Source organism: Natrinema marinum (genome assembly GCF_024296685.1).
Taxonomy (GTDB): Archaea; Halobacteriota; Halobacteria; order Halobacteriales; family Natrialbaceae; genus Natrinema; species Natrinema marinum.
The window spans coordinates 1,460,211-1,477,385 of record NZ_CP100763.1 but is presented as its reverse complement, the minus strand read 5'-3'; the positions used below and the strand labels follow the sequence as shown (position 1 = coordinate 1,477,385).

At 65.3% G+C, this 17,175-nt stretch carries 19 protein-coding genes; 11 read left to right on the top strand and 8 right to left on the bottom strand.

Annotated elements, in window-relative coordinates:
* Positions 1-32: 32 nt before the first annotated feature.
* On the bottom strand, positions 33-995 hold the full coding sequence (locus tag NKH51_RS07245; RefSeq protein WP_006182115.1) for a transcription initiation factor IIB: 963 nt from the start codon (positions 993-995) through the stop codon (positions 33-35).
* A 162-nt stretch (positions 996-1,157) separates the two neighbouring features.
* Here NKH51_RS07245 and rnhA point away from each other — a divergent pair, with 162 nt between their 5' ends.
* Entirely contained in the window at positions 1,158-1,751 is a 594-nt protein-coding gene (gene rnhA, locus NKH51_RS07240) for a ribonuclease HI (protein ID WP_254764574.1), read from the top strand.
* A gap of 432 nt (positions 1,752-2,183) precedes the next feature.
* Positions 2,184-2,810, top strand: coding sequence for a DUF7108 family protein (locus tag NKH51_RS07235; protein ID WP_254764573.1), 627 nt, complete (start codon positions 2,184-2,186; stop codon positions 2,808-2,810).
* Here NKH51_RS07235 and NKH51_RS07230 read toward each other — a convergent pair.
* Positions 2,804-3,163: a PadR family transcriptional regulator gene (locus NKH51_RS07230; RefSeq protein WP_254764572.1), complete on the bottom strand. Its 360-nt coding sequence runs from the start codon at positions 3,161-3,163 to the stop codon at positions 2,804-2,806. The genes NKH51_RS07235 and NKH51_RS07230 overlap by 7 nt on opposite strands.
* A 206-nt stretch (positions 3,164-3,369) precedes the next feature.
* Here NKH51_RS07230 and NKH51_RS07225 point away from each other — a divergent pair, with 206 nt between their 5' ends.
* The 4 genes from NKH51_RS07225 (at position 3,370) to NKH51_RS07215 (ending at position 6,093) form a co-directional block, all read left to right on the top strand.
* On the top strand, positions 3,370-3,903 hold the full coding sequence (locus NKH51_RS07225) for an inorganic diphosphatase (protein WP_254764571.1): 534 nt from the start codon (positions 3,370-3,372) through the stop codon (positions 3,901-3,903).
* 135 nt (positions 3,904-4,038) lie between these two features.
* Complete coding sequence (locus NKH51_RS18810; protein ID WP_256527522.1) at positions 4,039-4,173, top strand: hypothetical protein; 135 nt, start codon at positions 4,039-4,041, stop codon at positions 4,171-4,173.
* A 140-nt stretch (positions 4,174-4,313) separates the two neighbouring features.
* On the top strand, positions 4,314-5,657 hold the full coding sequence (locus NKH51_RS07220) for an alkaline phosphatase family protein (RefSeq protein ID WP_254764570.1): 1,344 nt from the start codon (positions 4,314-4,316) through the stop codon (positions 5,655-5,657).
* 67 nt (positions 5,658-5,724) lie between these two features.
* Entirely contained in the window at positions 5,725-6,093 is a 369-nt protein-coding gene (locus tag NKH51_RS07215; protein ID WP_254764569.1) for a hypothetical protein, read from the top strand.
* Positions 6,094-6,152: 59 nt separating this feature from the next.
* Here the strand turns inward: NKH51_RS07215 and NKH51_RS07210 are convergent, their stop codons facing one another.
* Positions 6,153-6,341 (bottom strand): hypothetical protein, encoded by a 189-nt coding sequence (locus NKH51_RS07210; protein WP_254764568.1) that lies wholly within the window; start codon positions 6,339-6,341, stop codon positions 6,153-6,155.
* A gap of 198 nt (positions 6,342-6,539) precedes the next feature.
* Here NKH51_RS07210 and NKH51_RS07205 point away from each other — a divergent pair, with 198 nt between their 5' ends.
* The 3 genes from NKH51_RS07205 (at position 6,540) to bluB (ending at position 8,712) form a co-directional block, all read left to right on the top strand.
* Complete coding sequence (locus tag NKH51_RS07205) at positions 6,540-6,953, top strand: DUF371 domain-containing protein (RefSeq protein ID WP_254764567.1); 414 nt, start codon at positions 6,540-6,542, stop codon at positions 6,951-6,953.
* A gap of 78 nt (positions 6,954-7,031) precedes the next feature.
* Positions 7,032-7,955, top strand: coding sequence for an endonuclease III domain-containing protein (locus tag NKH51_RS07200; RefSeq protein WP_254764566.1), 924 nt, complete (start codon positions 7,032-7,034; stop codon positions 7,953-7,955).
* 97 nt (positions 7,956-8,052) lie between these two features.
* Entirely contained in the window at positions 8,053-8,712 is a 660-nt protein-coding gene (bluB, locus tag NKH51_RS07195; RefSeq protein WP_254764565.1) for a 5,6-dimethylbenzimidazole synthase, read from the top strand.
* Positions 8,713-9,107: 395 nt separating this feature from the next.
* Here the strand turns inward: bluB and NKH51_RS07190 are convergent, their stop codons facing one another.
* Positions 9,108-11,042, bottom strand: a complete 1,935-nt coding sequence (locus NKH51_RS07190; protein ID WP_254764564.1) for a beta-CASP ribonuclease aCPSF1 — start codon at positions 11,040-11,042, stop codon at positions 9,108-9,110.
* A gap of 457 nt (positions 11,043-11,499) precedes the next feature.
* On the opposite strand from NKH51_RS07190, the gene NKH51_RS07185 reads away from it, so the two are divergent.
* Positions 11,500-11,982, top strand: a complete 483-nt coding sequence (locus NKH51_RS07185) for a DUF7984 family protein (RefSeq protein ID WP_254764563.1) — start codon at positions 11,500-11,502, stop codon at positions 11,980-11,982.
* Positions 11,983-12,019: 37 nt separating this feature from the next.
* Here the strand turns inward: NKH51_RS07185 and NKH51_RS07180 are convergent, their stop codons facing one another.
* The gene (locus tag NKH51_RS07180) at positions 12,020-12,604 is read right to left on the bottom strand and encodes a hypothetical protein (RefSeq protein ID WP_254764562.1); all 585 of its coding nucleotides are present in this window, start codon (positions 12,602-12,604) and stop codon (positions 12,020-12,022) included.
* 118 nt (positions 12,605-12,722) lie between these two features.
* On the opposite strand from NKH51_RS07180, the gene nucS reads away from it, so the two are divergent.
* The gene (nucS, locus tag NKH51_RS07175; protein WP_254764561.1) at positions 12,723-13,466 is read left to right on the top strand and encodes an endonuclease NucS; all 744 of its coding nucleotides are present in this window, start codon (positions 12,723-12,725) and stop codon (positions 13,464-13,466) included.
* A gap of 15 nt (positions 13,467-13,481) precedes the next feature.
* Here nucS and NKH51_RS07170 read toward each other — a convergent pair whose 3' ends face one another.
* The 3 genes from NKH51_RS07170 to mutS form a co-directional block, all read right to left on the bottom strand.
* Positions 13,482-13,781, bottom strand: coding sequence for a hypothetical protein (locus NKH51_RS07170; RefSeq protein ID WP_254764560.1), 300 nt, complete (start codon positions 13,779-13,781; stop codon positions 13,482-13,484).
* A 247-nt stretch (positions 13,782-14,028) separates the two neighbouring features.
* Positions 14,029-14,172, bottom strand: coding sequence for a hypothetical protein (locus NKH51_RS07165; protein WP_254764559.1), 144 nt, complete (start codon positions 14,170-14,172; stop codon positions 14,029-14,031).
* A gap of 153 nt (positions 14,173-14,325) precedes the next feature.
* The gene (mutS, locus tag NKH51_RS07160) at positions 14,326-17,127 is read right to left on the bottom strand and encodes a DNA mismatch repair protein MutS (protein WP_254764558.1); all 2,802 of its coding nucleotides are present in this window, start codon (positions 17,125-17,127) and stop codon (positions 14,326-14,328) included.
* Positions 17,128-17,175: the final 48 nt, after the last annotated feature.

Sequence of the window (17,175 nt, the reverse complement as noted above, 5' to 3'; positions counted from 1 at the left end):
ACCGCAAAAATCGGAGATCGAGCGAACCTCGATCAGCCGTGAATGCCCATCGCTTCGATCTGCTCTTGATAGCGGTTCCGGATCGTCACTTCGGTCACCTGCGCGACGTCGGCCACTTCGCGCTGGGTCTTCTTCTCGTTGCACAGCAGCGAGGCGGCGTAGATCGCGGCGGCGGCGTAGCCGGTTGGTGACTTTCCGGAGAGGAGCCCTTCCTCGGCCGTCTTCTCGATGATCTCGTTGGCTTTGGTCTGGACCTCTTCGGAGAGTTCGAGTTCAGAACAGAAGCGGGGGACGTACTTTTTCGGGTCGACGGGACGCATCTCGAGGCCGAGTTCCTGCGAGATGTATCGATACGTGCGACCGATCTCTTTGCGTTCGACGCGGGAGACTTCCGAGATTTCCTCCAAGCTTCGCGGGATCCCTTCCTTTCGACACGCGGCGTACAGCGCGGATGTCGCGACGCCCTCGATCGAGCGCCCGCGGATGAGGTCTTCTTTGAGTGCGCGCCGGTAGATCACCGAAGCGACTTCGCGAACCGAGCGCGGCACGCCCAGCGCGGATGCCATTCGGTCGATCTCGCTTAACGCGAATTGAAGATTCCGTTCGCCGGCGTCTTTGGTGCGGATCCGTTCTTGCCACTTGCGCAGTCGGTGCATCTGACTGCGCTTTTTCGAGGAAATAGAGCGTCCGTAGGCGTCCTTGTCCTTCCAGTCGATCGTCGTCGTCAGCCCCTTGTCGTGCATCGTCTGGGTCGTCGGTGCGCCGACGCGGGACTTTTCCTGCCGTTCCTGGTGATTGAACGCCCGCCACTCCGGGCCGGGGTCGATCTGTTCCTCCTCCACGACGAGCCCACAGTCTTCACAGATGAGCTCTCCCCGGTCGGAGTCCTTGACGAGATTATCCGATTCACACTCGGGGCAGGCACGTACCCCCTCTTGTTCCTCGGTCTCGTCCGTCTCGCGCGTTCGCTCCCGCTGGCGGGTGGACCGTGTCATCGCACTTTTATAGTAGTATCACCATAGTATATAAATATTCGGTAAGCGTTTTGAGCACCAGACCCGTATCCGCCGAAAACGTGCCCGACAGGCGTTCAGGGTCGAGGTTTACGCTTCGGAACCGGAAAACCTTTATCCGATTCCCCCGGATTTCGGGGACGAATGCCCGTCATCGAGTGCGATGTGGAGACGGCTCGCGAGCGGCTCGAGGCGGCAAACGTTGCCGTCGGATCGGGAAATACCGACCACGAACGCTGGCGCGCGAGCCGCGGCGACGCAACCGCCGTCGCCTACGACGACAAAGTCGTGATTCAGGGGGCCGACCCGCGGGATCTCGAGGCACTGTTGCGAGAGGGTGGCGGGCGCGCACACGTCTACTTCGATGGCGGCTCGCGCGGGAACCCCGGCCCTGCCGCGGTCGGCTGGGTGATCGTCACCGGCGACGGCATCGTCGCCGAGGACGGCGAGACGATCGGCTCCGCGACGAACAACCAAGCCGAGTACGAGGCGCTGATCGCGGGCCTCGAGGCCGCCCGCGACTACGGTTACGACGAGGTCCACATTCGCGGCGACTCCGAACTCATCGTCAAGCAGGTCCGCGGCGAGTACGACACTAACAACCCCGAACTGCGCGAGAAGCGCGTGACCGTCCACGAGCTACTGGCCGCGTTCGAGGAATGGACCCTCGAGTACGTCCCGCGCGAGGTCAACGAACGCGCGGACGGCCTCGTGAACGAGGCGCTCGATCAAGCCTGAGCGCGCTCAAGGGTGGGAGTCACTGTAATACTGAACCCGATCAGCCATCGCGGTGGCGCGCGCTGTCGGCCGACCGAACGACAGTGAGGGCGGCCGATAACAGCGTGCGAGGTCTTCGCGAGCCTGCGAGCGACCGGCTCGGAAGACGTGACGCGTTTTCCGGTGGATGAGCGAGTGACCGAAGGGACCGAGGGGAGCGCGGAACCTCCGGTCCCGCGACCCATCCGAACGCCGGCTCCGCCGTCGTGAGTAGAAATCGGCCGGGGAGGACGCGGAGATCCCTGTCGCCACGATAGTAGGACGCATTTTCTACTGGATTCTCGTCGGCGCATCCCGTTTCCATACACAGAGCAAACCGGCCGGAAGGTGACCAAAATGGACTCCGAGAACGGATCGGCAAGGCCAAAACCGCTCGAGCGCATACGATCGTCCATGACGAACCCGGACGCGGTAGACGATCCAAACGCGGTGGACGGCGCCGACCGTCCCGACGAGAACGACGGCGAGGAACTCCCCAGAGGCGTCGTCGACGAGATCGAGCGGCTGACCCGCCTCGAGCGTACTGCTGTCGACGAGAACGAGGCCGACGCCTACGAGACGCGGCGCGACGACCTGCTCGACGAGTACGAGTTCACCGCCCGAATCCGCGACGACGACGGCGACGACGTGCTCGTTTGCCACCCCGCGGAGTGGCAAGCAGACGGCGTCATCCGAACCGACCGCATCGAAGACATCGACCGCGCGGTAGAGATTCCGCTCGAGGGAACGGGTGATCCGAACGACTGGGACAAAGTCGACGCGCGGAATCGGGAGCTCGTCGCAGATGTGCGGGCAGCTCACGGCGAGGTCCACGGCGACAACGCGGCGCTGCTCGCCGATTTCGCGGGCAACCACTACGCAAAGCCGATCGCGTCGCTGACGAGCGCGGAGATCACGGAGTTCCGGACCGAATACTTCGTGCGGAACGCCTGGCCGTCGGAAAAACAACGGGAGATGATCGGCGAGTCGATCGAACTCGCCTTCGAAACGGCCGGAGAACCGATTCCAGACGTTCAGTAACTGTTCTCGACGATCTCGGAAATCTCGTCGGCGCGGTCGTCGCCCGTGACGACCTTCGAGAGCGTCCACTCGATACCGTCGAGGACGGCGTCGTAGCCGTCATCGGTCAGCGAGTACTGGTTGGTTCGCTTGTCGAGTTCGCTCTTCTCGACCAGCCCCAGATCGACGAGTTCGTCGAGGTTGGGGTAGAGACGCCCGTGGTTTACTTCCGTGCCGTAGTAGTCCTCGAGTTCGCGCTTGATCGCGAGCCCGTACATGGGCTCTTTGGCGAGGATGACGAGGATGTTGTTCTGGAAGGCGGTGAGTTCGCGTGCAATGCTCTGTTCGCCGGTGATTGATTGTGCCTCTGACATACGTGTGCAAATGTCACCAGACTATTTAAGACTTGTCAACTATTGCCTCGTATCAGTCGATTGGACAGCTCGCTACTGCCCGCTACGCGGCCGGACAGCGGTCGAACGTGTCCGTTTCGTGTCTGTCGGGGATCTGGCAACCGTCACGTAGCTAGTGACACTCGATTACGAAAGTACTTTTTGATCGACGGTGGAGTTTCCGGTACATGGTCAACCTCTGGGAAGACCTCGAGACCGGACCGAACGCGCCCGAAGAGATCTACGCCGTCGTAGAGTGCCTCAAGGGCGAACGGAACAAGTACGAGTACGACAAGGACGTTCCCGGCGTCGTCCTCGATCGCGTGCTCCACAGTAATGTTCACTACCCGAGTGACTACGGCTTTATTCCGCAGTCGTACTACGACGACGAGGACCCCTTCGACGTCCTCGTCCTCGTCGAGGACCAGACGTTCCCCGGCTGCGTCATCGAGGCCCGTCCCGTCGCGCTGATGAAGATGGACGACGACGGCGAACAGGACGATAAGGTCATCGCCGTCCCGAGCGAGGATCCGCGATACGATCACATCGAGGACCTCGAGGATATCCCCCAGCAGCAACTCGACGAGATCGACGAGTTCTTCGCGACCTACAAGAACTTGGAGGCCGGCAAGGAAGTCGAGACGCAGGGCTGGGAGGACAAGCAGGCCGCCTACGACGCGATCGAACACGCTCAGGACCTCTATCAGGAGCACTTCCAGTAGCGACCGCAGTCCGCGCTCACAGCGCGATTCCTTCTGCCCCTGCTCGACAGATTTCCCAGAGTTATCTCCGTCGACCGTCGGATGCATTATGAGCATGAGTAATTTTATTCCCGTTGCTGCCGTACGTCCTCCCGTATGGCAGCATCTAACTCGTCCGCACGAACGTCACCGACCGCCGACGACGCGACCACCGACGGGGTCGGAATGGCACATCTCACGGTCGTACCCACCAACTTCGACCCCGAAGACTCGAGTGAGCCGGACGAGTAACGGACTTCCGACAGTTCATCGATACGCGCTCTCGGCCGCCGGCTCCGACGACATCGACTGGTGTGGGAACGTGTGTCAGATATTCGCAAAACACTATCTCGAAACGAACCTTCTTGTATGCGGTCGAACTACGTCCGCCTATGGGTCTGTTCGATCGATTGCGGGGCGACGGCGATCCCCGGGTCGCATTTATCGGGGTCGACGGCGTGCCGTATAGTCTCCTGTCGGAGAACGAGGAACTGTTCCCCAATTTCGCCGCGATCGCCGACGAGGGCACGGCGAGCGAGATCTCGAGTATCGTGCCGCCCGAATCCAGCGCCTGCTGGCCCTCGCTGACGACCGGCGTCAATCCCGGCGAGACTGGCGTCTACGGCTTCCAGGATCGAGAGGTCGGCACCTACGACACCTACGTTCCGATGGGCCGTGAGGTCCAGGCCGACCGCGTCTGGGACCGCGTACAGGAGGAAGGTCGCAAGGCCACCGTGTTGAACGTCCCCGTCACGTTCCCACCCCAGCGCAACGTCCAGCGGATGGTCTCGGGCTTCCTCTCGCCCGGCCTCGCGAAGGCCGCCTACCCGGACGAGGTTCGCGAGTATCTGGAGACGCTCGACTACCGGATCGACGTCAACCCGAAACTCGGCCATCAGGACGACAAGTCTGAGTTCATCGAGGACGCCCACGCCACCGTCGACGCCCGGTTCGAGGCCTTCGAACACTACATCGAGGAGGACGACTGGGACCTGTTCTTCGGCGTCTTCATGACGACCGACCGGGTCAACCACTTCCTGTTCAAAGACTACGAGCGCGATGGCGAGTACAGAGACGAGTTCATCGAGTTCTATCGGAAGGTCGACGACTACATCGGTCGGTTGCGCGAAGCGCTGCCGGAAGACGTCACCATGATCGTCGCCTCCGACCACGGCTTCACCAGCTTGGACTACGAGGTCCACTTCAACGAGTGGCTCCGCGAGGAGGGCTGGCTCTCCTTCCGGACTGACGAGCCCGAGGAACTGGGCGACATCGCCGACGAAACGACGGCCTACTCGTTCATCCCCGGTCGCTTCTACATCAACCTCGAGGGACGTGAGCCCCGCGGCTCCGTGCCCCAAGACGAGTACGACGCCGTCCGCGACGAACTCAAAGCCGACCTCGAGGCGCTCGAAGGACCGAACGGGAACAACGTCGTCGACCGCGTGGTCGAGAAAGAACGGGCGTTCCGTGGCGACCACGACGACATCGCGCCCGATCTGGTCGCAATCCCGAACAAGGGCTTCGACCTCAAATCCGGCTTCAAGGCTGACTCCGAGATCTTCGACACCGGTCCTCGAAACGGGATGCACAGTTTCGACAACACGTCGCTGTACATCGACAGCCCCGACGCGACGATCGACGACGCCGACCTCTTCGACATCACGCCCACGATCCTCGAGCTGATGGACATCGACTACGGTCGTGGCGAGTTCGACGGCACGAGCCTCGTCTGAGGACCGTCGCCGCCGTTCCGCTCGGATTACCAGAAGCTATATTTTCGCCGCCGTTCGATCGCTCAGTATGCGAGACGCCCGTCTCGTCGGAGCCGGCTTCGCGCTGGCACTCCTGCTTGCCGGCGTCGTCAGTGCGATCACCGCGAGTCCAGCCGTGCTCGGTACTACGCCGGTCGGAATCGCGGTCTATCTGGCCATCGGGGTCGGGCTCCCTCAGTATCTGCTCTCGCGCCACAGCGGGTCGAGACTCCAACTCGGTTTGGCAGCGCTTGCAGTCGTCGGCGCGACGGTCGCCATGATCGCCGGCGTCGTAACGGGCTCCCCGAACGCGGAGTGGAGCGGTGGGCTCGTTGCAATACTCTTCGTCGTCGTGGTCGGGAACGTCGTCGGTGCAGGCGTTCACGAGTTTCGTGCCGGCTATCGATCACGATCCTGACTCGAATCGGCGTCGCGTTCGTTCGCGGGCGATAGCAGCCGAGGCAGCGACTGAAACGATTATTTGAGATCGCTGGTGCCGGCGCTTCGGATACCGACGTACGCGAGCGGCGTTAGTACCGCGGTGATCCCGGCTCCGACGGCGAGCGGCAGCGTTCCTGTCGGGTCCGGACTGATCGTAAACGCGGCAGTGAAGCCAACGAACAACGCGACCAGTACGGCGACGGGCACAGCTCCGATAGCGCGCATAGTTACAGTATATCCGGGGCATAAATAATCAATTCTGTTTCGGCTGAACATCGCTGTTCACTGTGACTCTCGCCCGACAGGCGACGGTGCTGACCGACCAGGCGTCCGATCCGAAAGCCTCCCTATGGGCGCTCGAGTCCACTATCGGCTTCGGCTCGGATTCGATCCCGTTTTCCGGCCGGCACCGAACTCCCACTCATGAAAGAAGTCATTCACGCTCGCGGCCACGAGCACGTCACCGCCGAGCATGCGAGCACCTTCGAGGTAACGACGGACGACTACCTCACCCCCGCGGGCGACTGCATCCTCGCGATCGAAGCCGACCGCGCACCCGCAGACTTCGACCCCGAGTTCGTCGCGGCCTGCCGGGACGCCGACGCGACGATCACGTTCGAGATCGAGGCCGACGGCCACCGCGAGTCGGTGACGGGACGAGGCGATCCCGCGCTCGAGTTCACCAACGAGCGTAGTGCGGTCGGTCGGACCAGCGATTACGTCGACGATCGGACGATCGTGAACGGGGCCGCGTTCGCGGCCGAGGGATTCGATCGCGACCTCGTGGCGGCGCTGGCCGACGGCGCCGAGGCGACGGTGACGATTTCGGTCGAGTGATCTCGTCGGCGACCCGGACTGCCTCGAGTCGCTGACGGTTCCGCCGTCGTTTTGCCGTCCACGTTCTAACGCGAGGGTATGAGCGACGATCCGGAGCCGACCGAGAACATCAGCGGCGGCGCGGACGGCGGCGGTGCGGCGGCCGAGTTCGATCCGGCCACCGCGGACACCCGCGCGGAACTGGTCGTCGACCGGCTGGGTGAACTGTACTGGCAGAAAACGTACGGCGGGCAGGACGCCTTCACCTGCCTCGTTCGAACGATCCTGAGCCAGAACACGAGCGACAAGGCGAGCCAGCCGGCCCACGACGCCCTGCTCGAGCGCTACGATGGTAGCGCGTCACAACGCGACGCACGCAGCGCGAGCGGTGCGAGGCGCGAACGACGTGAGGGTCTCGATGATGCGAACGGCGAAGCCGTGAGCGGGCGATCGCGAGCGGACGAAATCGATCTCGCCGAATCGCTCGCGAACGCCGAACAGTCGACGCTCGCCGAAACGATCAGTTCGGCGGGCCTGTACAACCAGAAATCGGAGATCATCATCGACGTCGCCGAGTGGGTGCTCGAGGAGTTCGGCTCCGCCGCGGCCTTCGACGAGTTCGTGAAAGACGAAGAGCCGTCCCAGGTGCGAGAGACGCTGCTCTCCGTCCGCGGCGTCGGGCCGAAGACGGCGGACTGCGTCCTGCTCTTTTCGGGCGGCCGTGGCGGCGTCTTCCCCGTCGACACGCACGTCCACCGGATCTATCGGCGCATGGGGATCGCGCCGCCAGAGGCCGACCACGAGGGGGTTCGTGCGGTCCTCGAGCGCGACGTGCCCGCGGCCAAGTGTGGCTTCGGCCACACGGCGACGATCCAATTCGGCCGGGAGTACTGCCGGGCACGGAAGCCGGCCTGCCTCGAGGACCCCGAAGCGTGTCCGATGGCCGATGTCTGTGAGCAGGTCGGCGTCTACCCCGAAACCGACGAAGTCGTCGATCCCGCCGAGGCCCCCGAGGCCGAGTGATCGGCACCGGAAGACGGCGATCGCGGCAAGGGACTCGAGTCGGCGCGCGGCCAGTCAGCCAGCGCCTTTATGCAACTCTACTTTCACACAGTAAACAATGGTTGTATTCAGCGACGCGGAACGCGAGGCGGTTTACAAGACGATTTACGCCCGACGCGATATTCGGCGATTTCGCGACGAGCCGATTCCGGACGACGTACTCGAGCGAATCATCGACGCTGCCCATCACGCCCCGAGCGTCGGCTTCTCGCAGCCCTGGGACCTCGTCGTCATCGAGAACGAGGGGACGAAAGCCGAGATCGCTGCGATCGCCGAGCGGGCGATCGCCGCCGCCCGCGAGGGGTACGAAGAGCCGCGCCGAAGCGAGTTCGCCGACCTGAAACTCGAGGGGATCCGCGACGCCCCCGTCAACATCTGCGTGACCTGCGATCCGACTCGCGGCGCGCCCCACGTCCTGGGCCGCAGTTCGATGAAGCGGACTGATGTCTACTCGACCTGTCTCGCCGTACAGAACCTCTGGCTGGCCGCTCGAGCGGAGGGCGTCGGCGTCGGCTGGGTGAGCGTCCTCTATCCCTACGAGGTGCAGGAGGTACTCGGTGTTCCGCCGCACGTCAACCCGGTCGCCTATCTCTGTGTGGGCTATCCGGCGGACGGCTTCCCCGACGAGCCGGTCCTCCAGCGGGAGGGCTGGCGCGACCGACTCGAGGTCGAGACGCTCGTCCACGAAGAGCGATGGGAGGGCGACGACCGCCGATAGCGAGACGACGACTCCGGCGACCGGCCGCGGTGATCCCTGATCGGGTTCGCCTCCGCCGCCGTGCCATCGCGCGTCCGTCGCCGTGAGGTCGCGTTCTGACCCTCCACGGCGGTGCGACGGTCGACCACTCCGATCGATCGGCCGCTGTGGCCGTCTCGAGCGTTCGCCTCCCCTCGGGGCGAGCGCTCGAGTCACGGGGGAGGGCAGGCCGACCGCGCGGCGTGCGAGTGCGGTCCTGGCGGACATTGAAAGGGCGAGCGGTGCGAGGTCGCTTCGCGACCTCGAAGCGAAGCGGCGAAGCCGCGGAGCGAGCCCGCCAGGGCTCGCCGAGGGAGCTCAAAAATCGCGGAGCGATTTTTGGCTTCTCGAAAACGCCTCCGCGTTTTCGGAGACTTTCAGAGGAAGCGGAAGGTCTCGAGGTTCTTCGGCGCGAAGGTGCGCATGTCGTAGTTGTGATAGAGCGCGCTCGAGAGGTCCTGCGTGGAGCGTTCGTCACCGTGGACGCAGAGCACTTTCTCGGGGCGGGGGTTCATCGTCTTGACGAAGTTCTCGAGGCCGGCGCGGTCGGCGTGGCCGGAGAAGCCGTCGACGGTCTCGACATCCATGTTCAGCGAGAGGGTGCCGCGGCCACCGCCGTTGCCCATGGCACCGACCTCGCTGGTCGGAATCTCGTCCCAGCCGTTTTGGATGCGCCGCCCGAGGGTTCCCTGGGCCTGGTAGCCGACGAAGACGAGCGTCGAGTCCGGGTCGGGGCCGATGTGGGAGAGCCAGGACATGATCGGGCCGCCGGTGACCATCCCGGAGGTCGAGAGGATAATACAGGCGTCGCCGTCGGCAACGTCCTGTCGTTCCTCCTCGCCGGCGTCGATGTGGTTGAACTCCTCGGCGAGGAACGGGTTCTCGTCCTCGTGGAAGATCCGATCTCGGAGATCGTCGCGGAGGTATTCGGGATAGGTGGTGTGGATCGCCGTCGCCTCCCAGATCATCCCGTCGAGGTGGACCGGCATCGACGGAATGTCGCCGTTGCGCATCGCCTGTTCGAGGACGAGCATGAGCTCCTGAGACCGACCGACCGCGAAGGCGGGGATGACGACCTTGCCGCCCCGATCGTAGGTGTCGTTGATGATCTGCTTGAGATTGCGCTCGGAGTCTTCCTGATCGGTCTGGTAGTCGTTGCGACCGCCGTAGGTCGACTCGAGGACGAGCGTCTCGACGCGCGGGAAGTCGTTGACCGCGCCGTTGAACAGGCGGGTGTCCTCGTAGTGGATGTCGCCGGAGAAGGCGACGTTGTAGAGGCCGTCACCGATGTGGAAGTGCGAGACGGCCGAGCCGAGGATGTGACCGGCGTTGTGGAAGGTGAGCTTGACGTCCGGCGCGATGTCGGTGACGTCGCCGTACTCGAGCGGAATGGTGTGTTTGATCGCCTCGCGGACCTGCTCGCTCTCGTAGGGCGGAGCGCGCCCTTCCTTGGCGGCCACGTCGAGGTAGTCGAGCGTCAGCAGGCCCATCAGGTCCCGCGTGGGCTCGGTGCAGTAGATCGGGCCGTCGTAGCCGTACTTGAACAGTAGCGGGATCAGCGCGGAGTGGTCGAGGTGGGCGTGGGTGAGGACCACGGCGTCGATGGTCTGTGGACCGGCCCCGAGCGCCTCGGGCGCGTGGAGGTAGGGCACTTCGCCTTCCGCGCCGGGTTTGTCCCCGCAGTCGATGAGGATGCGCGTCTCGGGCGTCGAGAGAATAAAGGAGGCCCGTCCGACCTCGCGACAGCAGCCCAGCGTCGAGATGCGGACGTACTCGTCGTCGGACATCTCCTCGCGGTGGATCTGTCGGCCGACTTTCTCGAGGATATCGCGTCGGTCGTCTCGTTCCTGTTTGAGGAAGCTGCGGACGTTCGAGACGGTCGAGGACTCGATCGGCGGCGTGCGGACGACTTCGGGTGTCCAGCCGACGTTCTTCGTGATTTCGCGGAGCGTCGAGCCGTGGCGGCCGATCACCATACCGGGCTTTTCGGCCTCGATGACGACCTCGCCGGTGTCGGCGTGGAAGTCGAGGTCGGTGACGCCCGCGTCCTCGGGGATGACGTTCATGATCTCCTCGCGGGCCTGTTCGGGCCGCGAGAGGACGCTTGGGTCCGGCCGGACGGTGATCCGCTTGCGGAGTTTGCTCGCGAGTTGTCGGATGAGATCACCCTGCTGGGCGAACTTCTTCGGATCGCGAGTGTAGACCACCAGTTCGGGGCCCTCGTATTTCACCGAGGAGACCGAGATATCGCTCGGTAACTCGCTCGTGATCTGTGCTTTCAAATCGTCGAGTTGCTGCTCTACAGTACTCATAGGTCGCCAATGTGGCTTGCGTGAACTCGCCGTCCGGGGCCGCACGCGGCGGCAGGCGAAGCGTTCGCGATCGGTGACAGCGAGCGGAAGGCGGTCCGGTGACGGCCGCCGTTCGACGGCCGTCGCGTCGGAACCGGTCGTGAGTCACGTCGCCCACGGGTGACAACGTAGCTCACACTCCGTCTCGGTGTCCGGATCATCGTATCCTACTCCGTGCCTGACGAACACGCTCCCGGATCGGTTATCCTGGTCCGTGCGGGACAATTCCAGGGAGAACCCGCTTACTCGACGCTATTCTTTGCGTGGTATAAAAGCCTTCGCAAAAATCGGGGCCAACCGGACAGTGCTGTCAGCCGACAGTCAGTGACTGAACGATCGCAGGATCAGTGACGCGGCGATCAGGGGACCGCGACCGTCGCCTAAAGCGTTTTGTCCGACAGCGGCGTCGAACCCGTATATGCGCCTTACGCCCGCCCGCGTCAGAGCGGAACGGAACTGGGTCGCCGATCGGGCCGAAACGGTCGTTCCGCTCGTCAACGACGTCCGCGAGGACCTCGGCGAGCGCTTCGATACCGAGGTCGACGCGGTCACCGAACGGCAGTACCGCGGCGAAGTCGACGTCGTCTTCGCTGACGGCGATCTGGCCGTCAACGTCGCCGCTATGGTCGCGATCCTCAGAGACCTCGACGTCGACGGGGACTATCCGGGGTTCGTCGTCGACGAACTCCTCGGGCGCGAACTGGCCGCGACCGTCGCCGGCACCCAGCCCCTGCGGACGCTCGGCGAAGCCACCTTTCACTACGTCGACGTGCATCACCACGGCGGCGAGGCCGAAGCCGCCGGCGTGGACGACTGCGAGGCCGCACTGGCCGCTGGCTTTCAGGAACGACTGCCCGGCTGGGACTGGCTCGAGCGCGACAGTCCGTTCGCCGTCGACTGAGTCGCTGATAGCGGACGAGACGACGGGCTCGAGCCGACTACGTCCCGGAGTCGGTACCGGTGTCCGATTCGTTCGCGGTCGACTCGTTTCCGTCGGTCGCCGTCTCGTTTCCGCCGTTCGTCGTGCCGTTCCCGCCTTGCTGACTGCGCATCGCCGAGCGCTGTTGCTCGAGTCGATCCCGCTGCTGGGCGAACTGCTCGAACTGGGCGCGGGGATAGATCGCCGCGATTTCGCCGCGCCGGAGGGCGTCGACGATCGCCGCCCCGGACGCGTCGACGAGGAAGAAGCCGTACGACGGAGCCGACTCGACGATCGACAGCTCGCCGCTGTTCGCGGCCGTCTCCTCGAACGTCGCCGCGGCCTCCTCGGTCAGGCGCCGCTGTGTCTCGCTGAACCGCTGTTGGGCCTCCTGTTGACTGATATCGCCGCTCTCGAGGCCGGCCCGAAGCTCCTCCTCGAGGGCCGATAGTTGCTCCCGATCCGGCTGGACGGTGACCGTCAGCGCGTCGTCGGCGTCGGCGCCGCCCGTGATCGACTCGAGTTGCGAACAGCCGGCGAGCGACGCGGCCGCGCCGGTGCCAGTCAGCGCGAGGAGGCCGCGACGGGTCTGAAGGTTCGACATTCGTGTCGTGCGCGGGGACGAGCGCTCAAGTACCTTCTGCGTCGGCCCGCTCGAGGGCTGCGGTCGCGACCGGTCGCCGTCGGGCACCTTTTATCGGTTCCGACCCTACGCGGTTCCAGTGAGCGATTCAGCGTCCGACCAGCGGGCGGAAACCCTCCAGAACCCGACGCCGGCGGCCGCGCGGGACGTCGTCGTTCGCGGGATCGACCGCGACGCGATCGTGACCGTCTACGGCCGCTGTACCGTCGACTACGACGGCCGGGCGGCGAGTTATCTCGAGGCAGGGGACCGCCACGTCATGCTCAAGCCCGACGGGGCGGCGCTGGTCCACACCGACGAGGGGCAACAGCCGGTCAACTGGCAGCCGCCGGGCTGTGACCACGAGGCGTTCTGCGACGACGGCGCGCTCGTCATCGAAAGCCTGCGATCGGCGCCGGACGAGCGCCTGCGGGTCCGCTTCGGGGAGGTGCTACAGGTGTCGGCGTTTTCGGGCTCCGACGAGACGGAACTCGCGCTCGTCGGCACGGAAGAGGACCTCCGCCAGCGGATTCTGGCGGAGCCGAACCTGCTCGAGCCCGGTTTCACGCCGCTTGCCACCGAGCGGGACACGCCCGCGGGCGCCGTCGACATCTACGGCACGGACGACGCCGGTCGACCCGTCGTGGTCGAACTGAAGCGCCGCCGGGTCGGCCCCGACGCGGTGAGCCAGCTCCGGCGCTACGTCGACGCCCTCGAGCGGGACCTCCACGCCGACGCCGCCGTCCGTGGCATTCTGGTCGCGCCCTCGGTGACCGACCGCGCGAGTCGGCTGCTCGCCGACCACAGCCTCGACTTCGTCGCGCTCGAGCCGCCGACGGAGTAAGTCCCCCGCGGTAGGTCAGCGCTCGTCGTCTTCCTCCTCGCCGAGTAGCGTTTCCATGATCTTTCGCTGGCCGGCCCGGAGGTGCTGGGAGAAGGTCGCCGGCGAGATTCGAGCATCTCGGCGACGGTTCGGTCGTCGATTTGATGGGTTCGCTGGGCGACCACCTCGAGGTCGGGAGACGCCCCCCTGGAGCGTTTCGATCGTGCCGCAGTCGTCGACATCGGACGGCAGTTCGGCCACACACTGGAGGTTGCCGTCCGGCAGCCGGCACGCGCTGCCGACGCAGTCGAGACGATCCTCGTGGCTCGCGGTCACCACGTCGTCGACGGTTCCGGCGCTCAGATGCCACGTCTCGAGGACCGCCGGCTCCCCGACCAGAAGCGTTCGAGCCGGTCACCGTCATCGTTCTCGGTTAGTTCGGCCGCCTCTTTGCGTTGCCATAGAAATGTTCCCAAACGATCGCCGGCACGTCGGCCGTTTACCGTCCTCGTAAAAGCTTACAACGACCGTGGCGGCTTCCGCGCGCCGGTCGGCGCGACTGAGGGGATCGATTTCGGTGTGGCTATCGGCGCACGGTGAAGATCACGATTCCGAGGAGCAATAGTCCGACGCCCCACCACCACGACTTTCCCGGGAGATACGCCAGCAACAGCGTGACGATGCCCGAGGAGATGAGCGACCAGCCGATCGTCGTTCGATATGTCATACTCCGCATGTCGCTGCCGGAACAGTTGTGTGTTCTGCAGGACCTCGCAATCTGCGTACGCATCGATTACGGCGACTGTTCGCTATCCGCACCGTTCTTCGACCGTGTCTCCGGTACTGACGATCCGACGGTATCGGCCGGCAGCGGCGCAGCTTACTCCTCGAGCAACCGCTTCAGCCGGTCGAGTTCCGTCAGCGCCTCGACGGGCGTGAGGTGGGCCAAATCGAGCGCGCGGAGTTCCGCGGCCACGTCGGTCGGCACGTCACCAACGTCGGAGCGCAACTCCGCCGAGGATCGCGAACCGCCCTCGGTTCGCTCACCGCCGTCTGCGGTGGCCGCCGAGGCCGCCTCCGCGTTCGACGCGGGAGCCGACTCCTCGCGTGTCTCCGCCCTCACTTCGGCGTCACCGTCGGCGTCCTCCGCGTCCGCGACCAGCGTCCGCGCCCGATCGACGACCGAATCGGGGACGCCCGCGGCGGTCGCGACTTCGACACCGTAGGAACCCGTGGCCGCGCCGGGGGCGATCTCGTGGTGGAAGACGACCTCGCCGTCCCGCTGGTCGACCTCGAAGTGCAGCGTGAACGCGGCCGCGAGGTCGTCTGCGAGTTCGGTCAGCGGGTGGTGGTGAGTCGCGAACAGCGTCGTCGCGCCGACCGCGTCGTGGAGGTGTTCGGTGATCGCCTGCGCGATGGCCATCCCGTCGGCCGTGGACGTGCCTCGGCCGACCTCGTCTAACAACACGAGCGAGTGCTCGTCAGCCTCCTCGAGAATCGTCGCCAGTTCGTCCATCTCGACCATGAACGTCGAGCGGCCGCCGGCGATGTCGTCGCTCGCTCCGACGCGGGTGAAGATGCGATCGACGGGCGTGATCCGGGCCGCACTGGCGGGGACGAAGCTGCCGACCTGCGCCAGCAGGACGATCTGGGCGACCTGTCGCATGTACGTCGACTTGCCCGACATGTTCGGCCCCGTGATCACCGCCAGCCGCCGATCGCGCGAAAACCGGGCGTCGTTCGGGACGAACGACTCCTGCGTGCGCTCGACGACGGGGTGGCGACCCCTTTCGATCTCGAGGGTCTGACTCCCGTCTCGCTCGAGGATCTCCGGCCGGCAGTAGTCGTACTGCGCGGCGGCACTCGCGAGCGAAACGAGCGCGTCGAGCGTCGCGACCGCCGCCGCGAGCCCTTGGACGCGCTCGACCTCGTCCGCGATCTCGCGGCGCACCTCGCGGAAGAGTTCGTACTCGCGTTCGTCCGCTCGTTCCTCTGCGCCGACGATCTGATCCTCGCGCTCTTTGAGTTCCGGCGTGACGAACCGTTCGGAGTTCTTGAGGGTCTGTCGGCGCTGGTAGTTCTCGGGCACCGACTCGAGGTTCGGGTTCGTCACCTCGATGTAGTAGCCGTGGACCGAGTTGTAGCCGACCTTCAGCGAGTCGATCCCGGTCCGCTCGCGCTCGCGCTCCTCTAAGTCGTCGATCCACTGTTTGCCGTCGCGGGCAGTCCCGCGCAACTCGTCTAAGTCCTCGTCGTACCCCTCGGCGATGATCCCGCCTTCGGTGATCTCGATCGGCGGGTCCGAGACGATCGCGTCCTCGATCAGTTCGCGGACGTCCGTCAGCGGATCGAGGTTCCCGTGTAACCGCTGCAAGCGGTCACAGTCCGCGTCGTCGAGTCCGTCGCGAACGTCGGGGACGACGGCCAGCGTGTCCCGCAGCGAGCGCAGGTCCCGCGCGTTCGCCCGTTCGCGAGAAATTCGGCCAATCAGCCGCTCGAGGTCGTAGACCTCCCGCAGCCGGTCGTGGAGCCGCTCGCGGGTCCGGACCGCGCTCGTGAGTTCCTCGACGGCGTCGAGACGCGCCTCGATCCGATCGGGTTCGAGCAGCGGTCGCCGGAGCCAGTCTCTGAGTTTGCGGCCGCCGAGCGCGCTGGCGGTCTCGTCTAGGACGCCGACCAGCGTGGCGTCGTCCCGGCCATGGACCGCGCGGGGTTCGAACAGCTCGAGGCTGCGCAGCGCCACCGCATCGAGCAGCAGGTACTCGCGGGGATCGTATCGCGTGAGGTGTGTGAGGTACTCGAGGCGGTTGTCGCCGTCCGGAGCGCCGGAATCGTCGGCGGTCTCGTCTCCGGTGCCGTCTGGGTTCGCGTCGTTGTCGTCCGTCTCGCCGCGCTCGCCCTCGTGTGCGCCGCCGCGGACGTACTCGGCGTAAGAAAGGAGCGCGCCGCAGGCCCGGATTTCGGCGTCGCCCGCGAGCAGGGCGTCGGGGTTGCGGAAGTACGCCGAGAGCGTTTCTGCCGCCCGATCGCGGTCGAACGCCGCCCCGTCGTAGGGCGTGACCATGCAGTCGTCGGGGAACAGATCGACGGGCGCATCGGGACCGACGACGGCCTCGGCGGGAGCGAACCGGCTCACCTCGTCGGCGATCGACTCTCGCGACGTGGAACTCGTCGCAAGAAAGTCGCCGGTCGAGACGTCGAGCAGGGCGAGCGCGACCTCGCGGTCGTCGTGGCCTGAGCCGGAGTCACAGGCGACCGCGGCGACGAAATTGTTGTCGTCGCCGGCGAGCAGTTCGTCCTCGGTGAGCGTCCCTGGGGTGATGACACGGGTTACTGCGCGCTCGACGACGCCCGAGGTTTCGCCGGGTTCTTCGACCTGATCGGCGACGGCGACCCGGTAGCCGGCCTCGAGTAACTCCTCGATGTACGATTCGGCGTTGTCGATCGGAATGCCGGCCATCGGGTACTCGCCGGTGGAATCCTCCCGGCTGGTCAGGGCGATCTCGAGCAGGCGGGCGGTGCGTTCGGCCGCACCACAGAACGTCTCGTAGAAGTCCCCCACCTGAAAGAGGACGATCGCGTCGTCGTAGCGCGCACAGAGGTCGTGGTACTGCGCCATCATCGGCGTCAGCTCGTCGCGTTTCTCGGCCATCGCCTCGGGCGGGCCAAGCGCCGGATCCATACCCGAAATCGGCCGCCCGACGCGGAAATACCTTGCTGGATCGCCCCC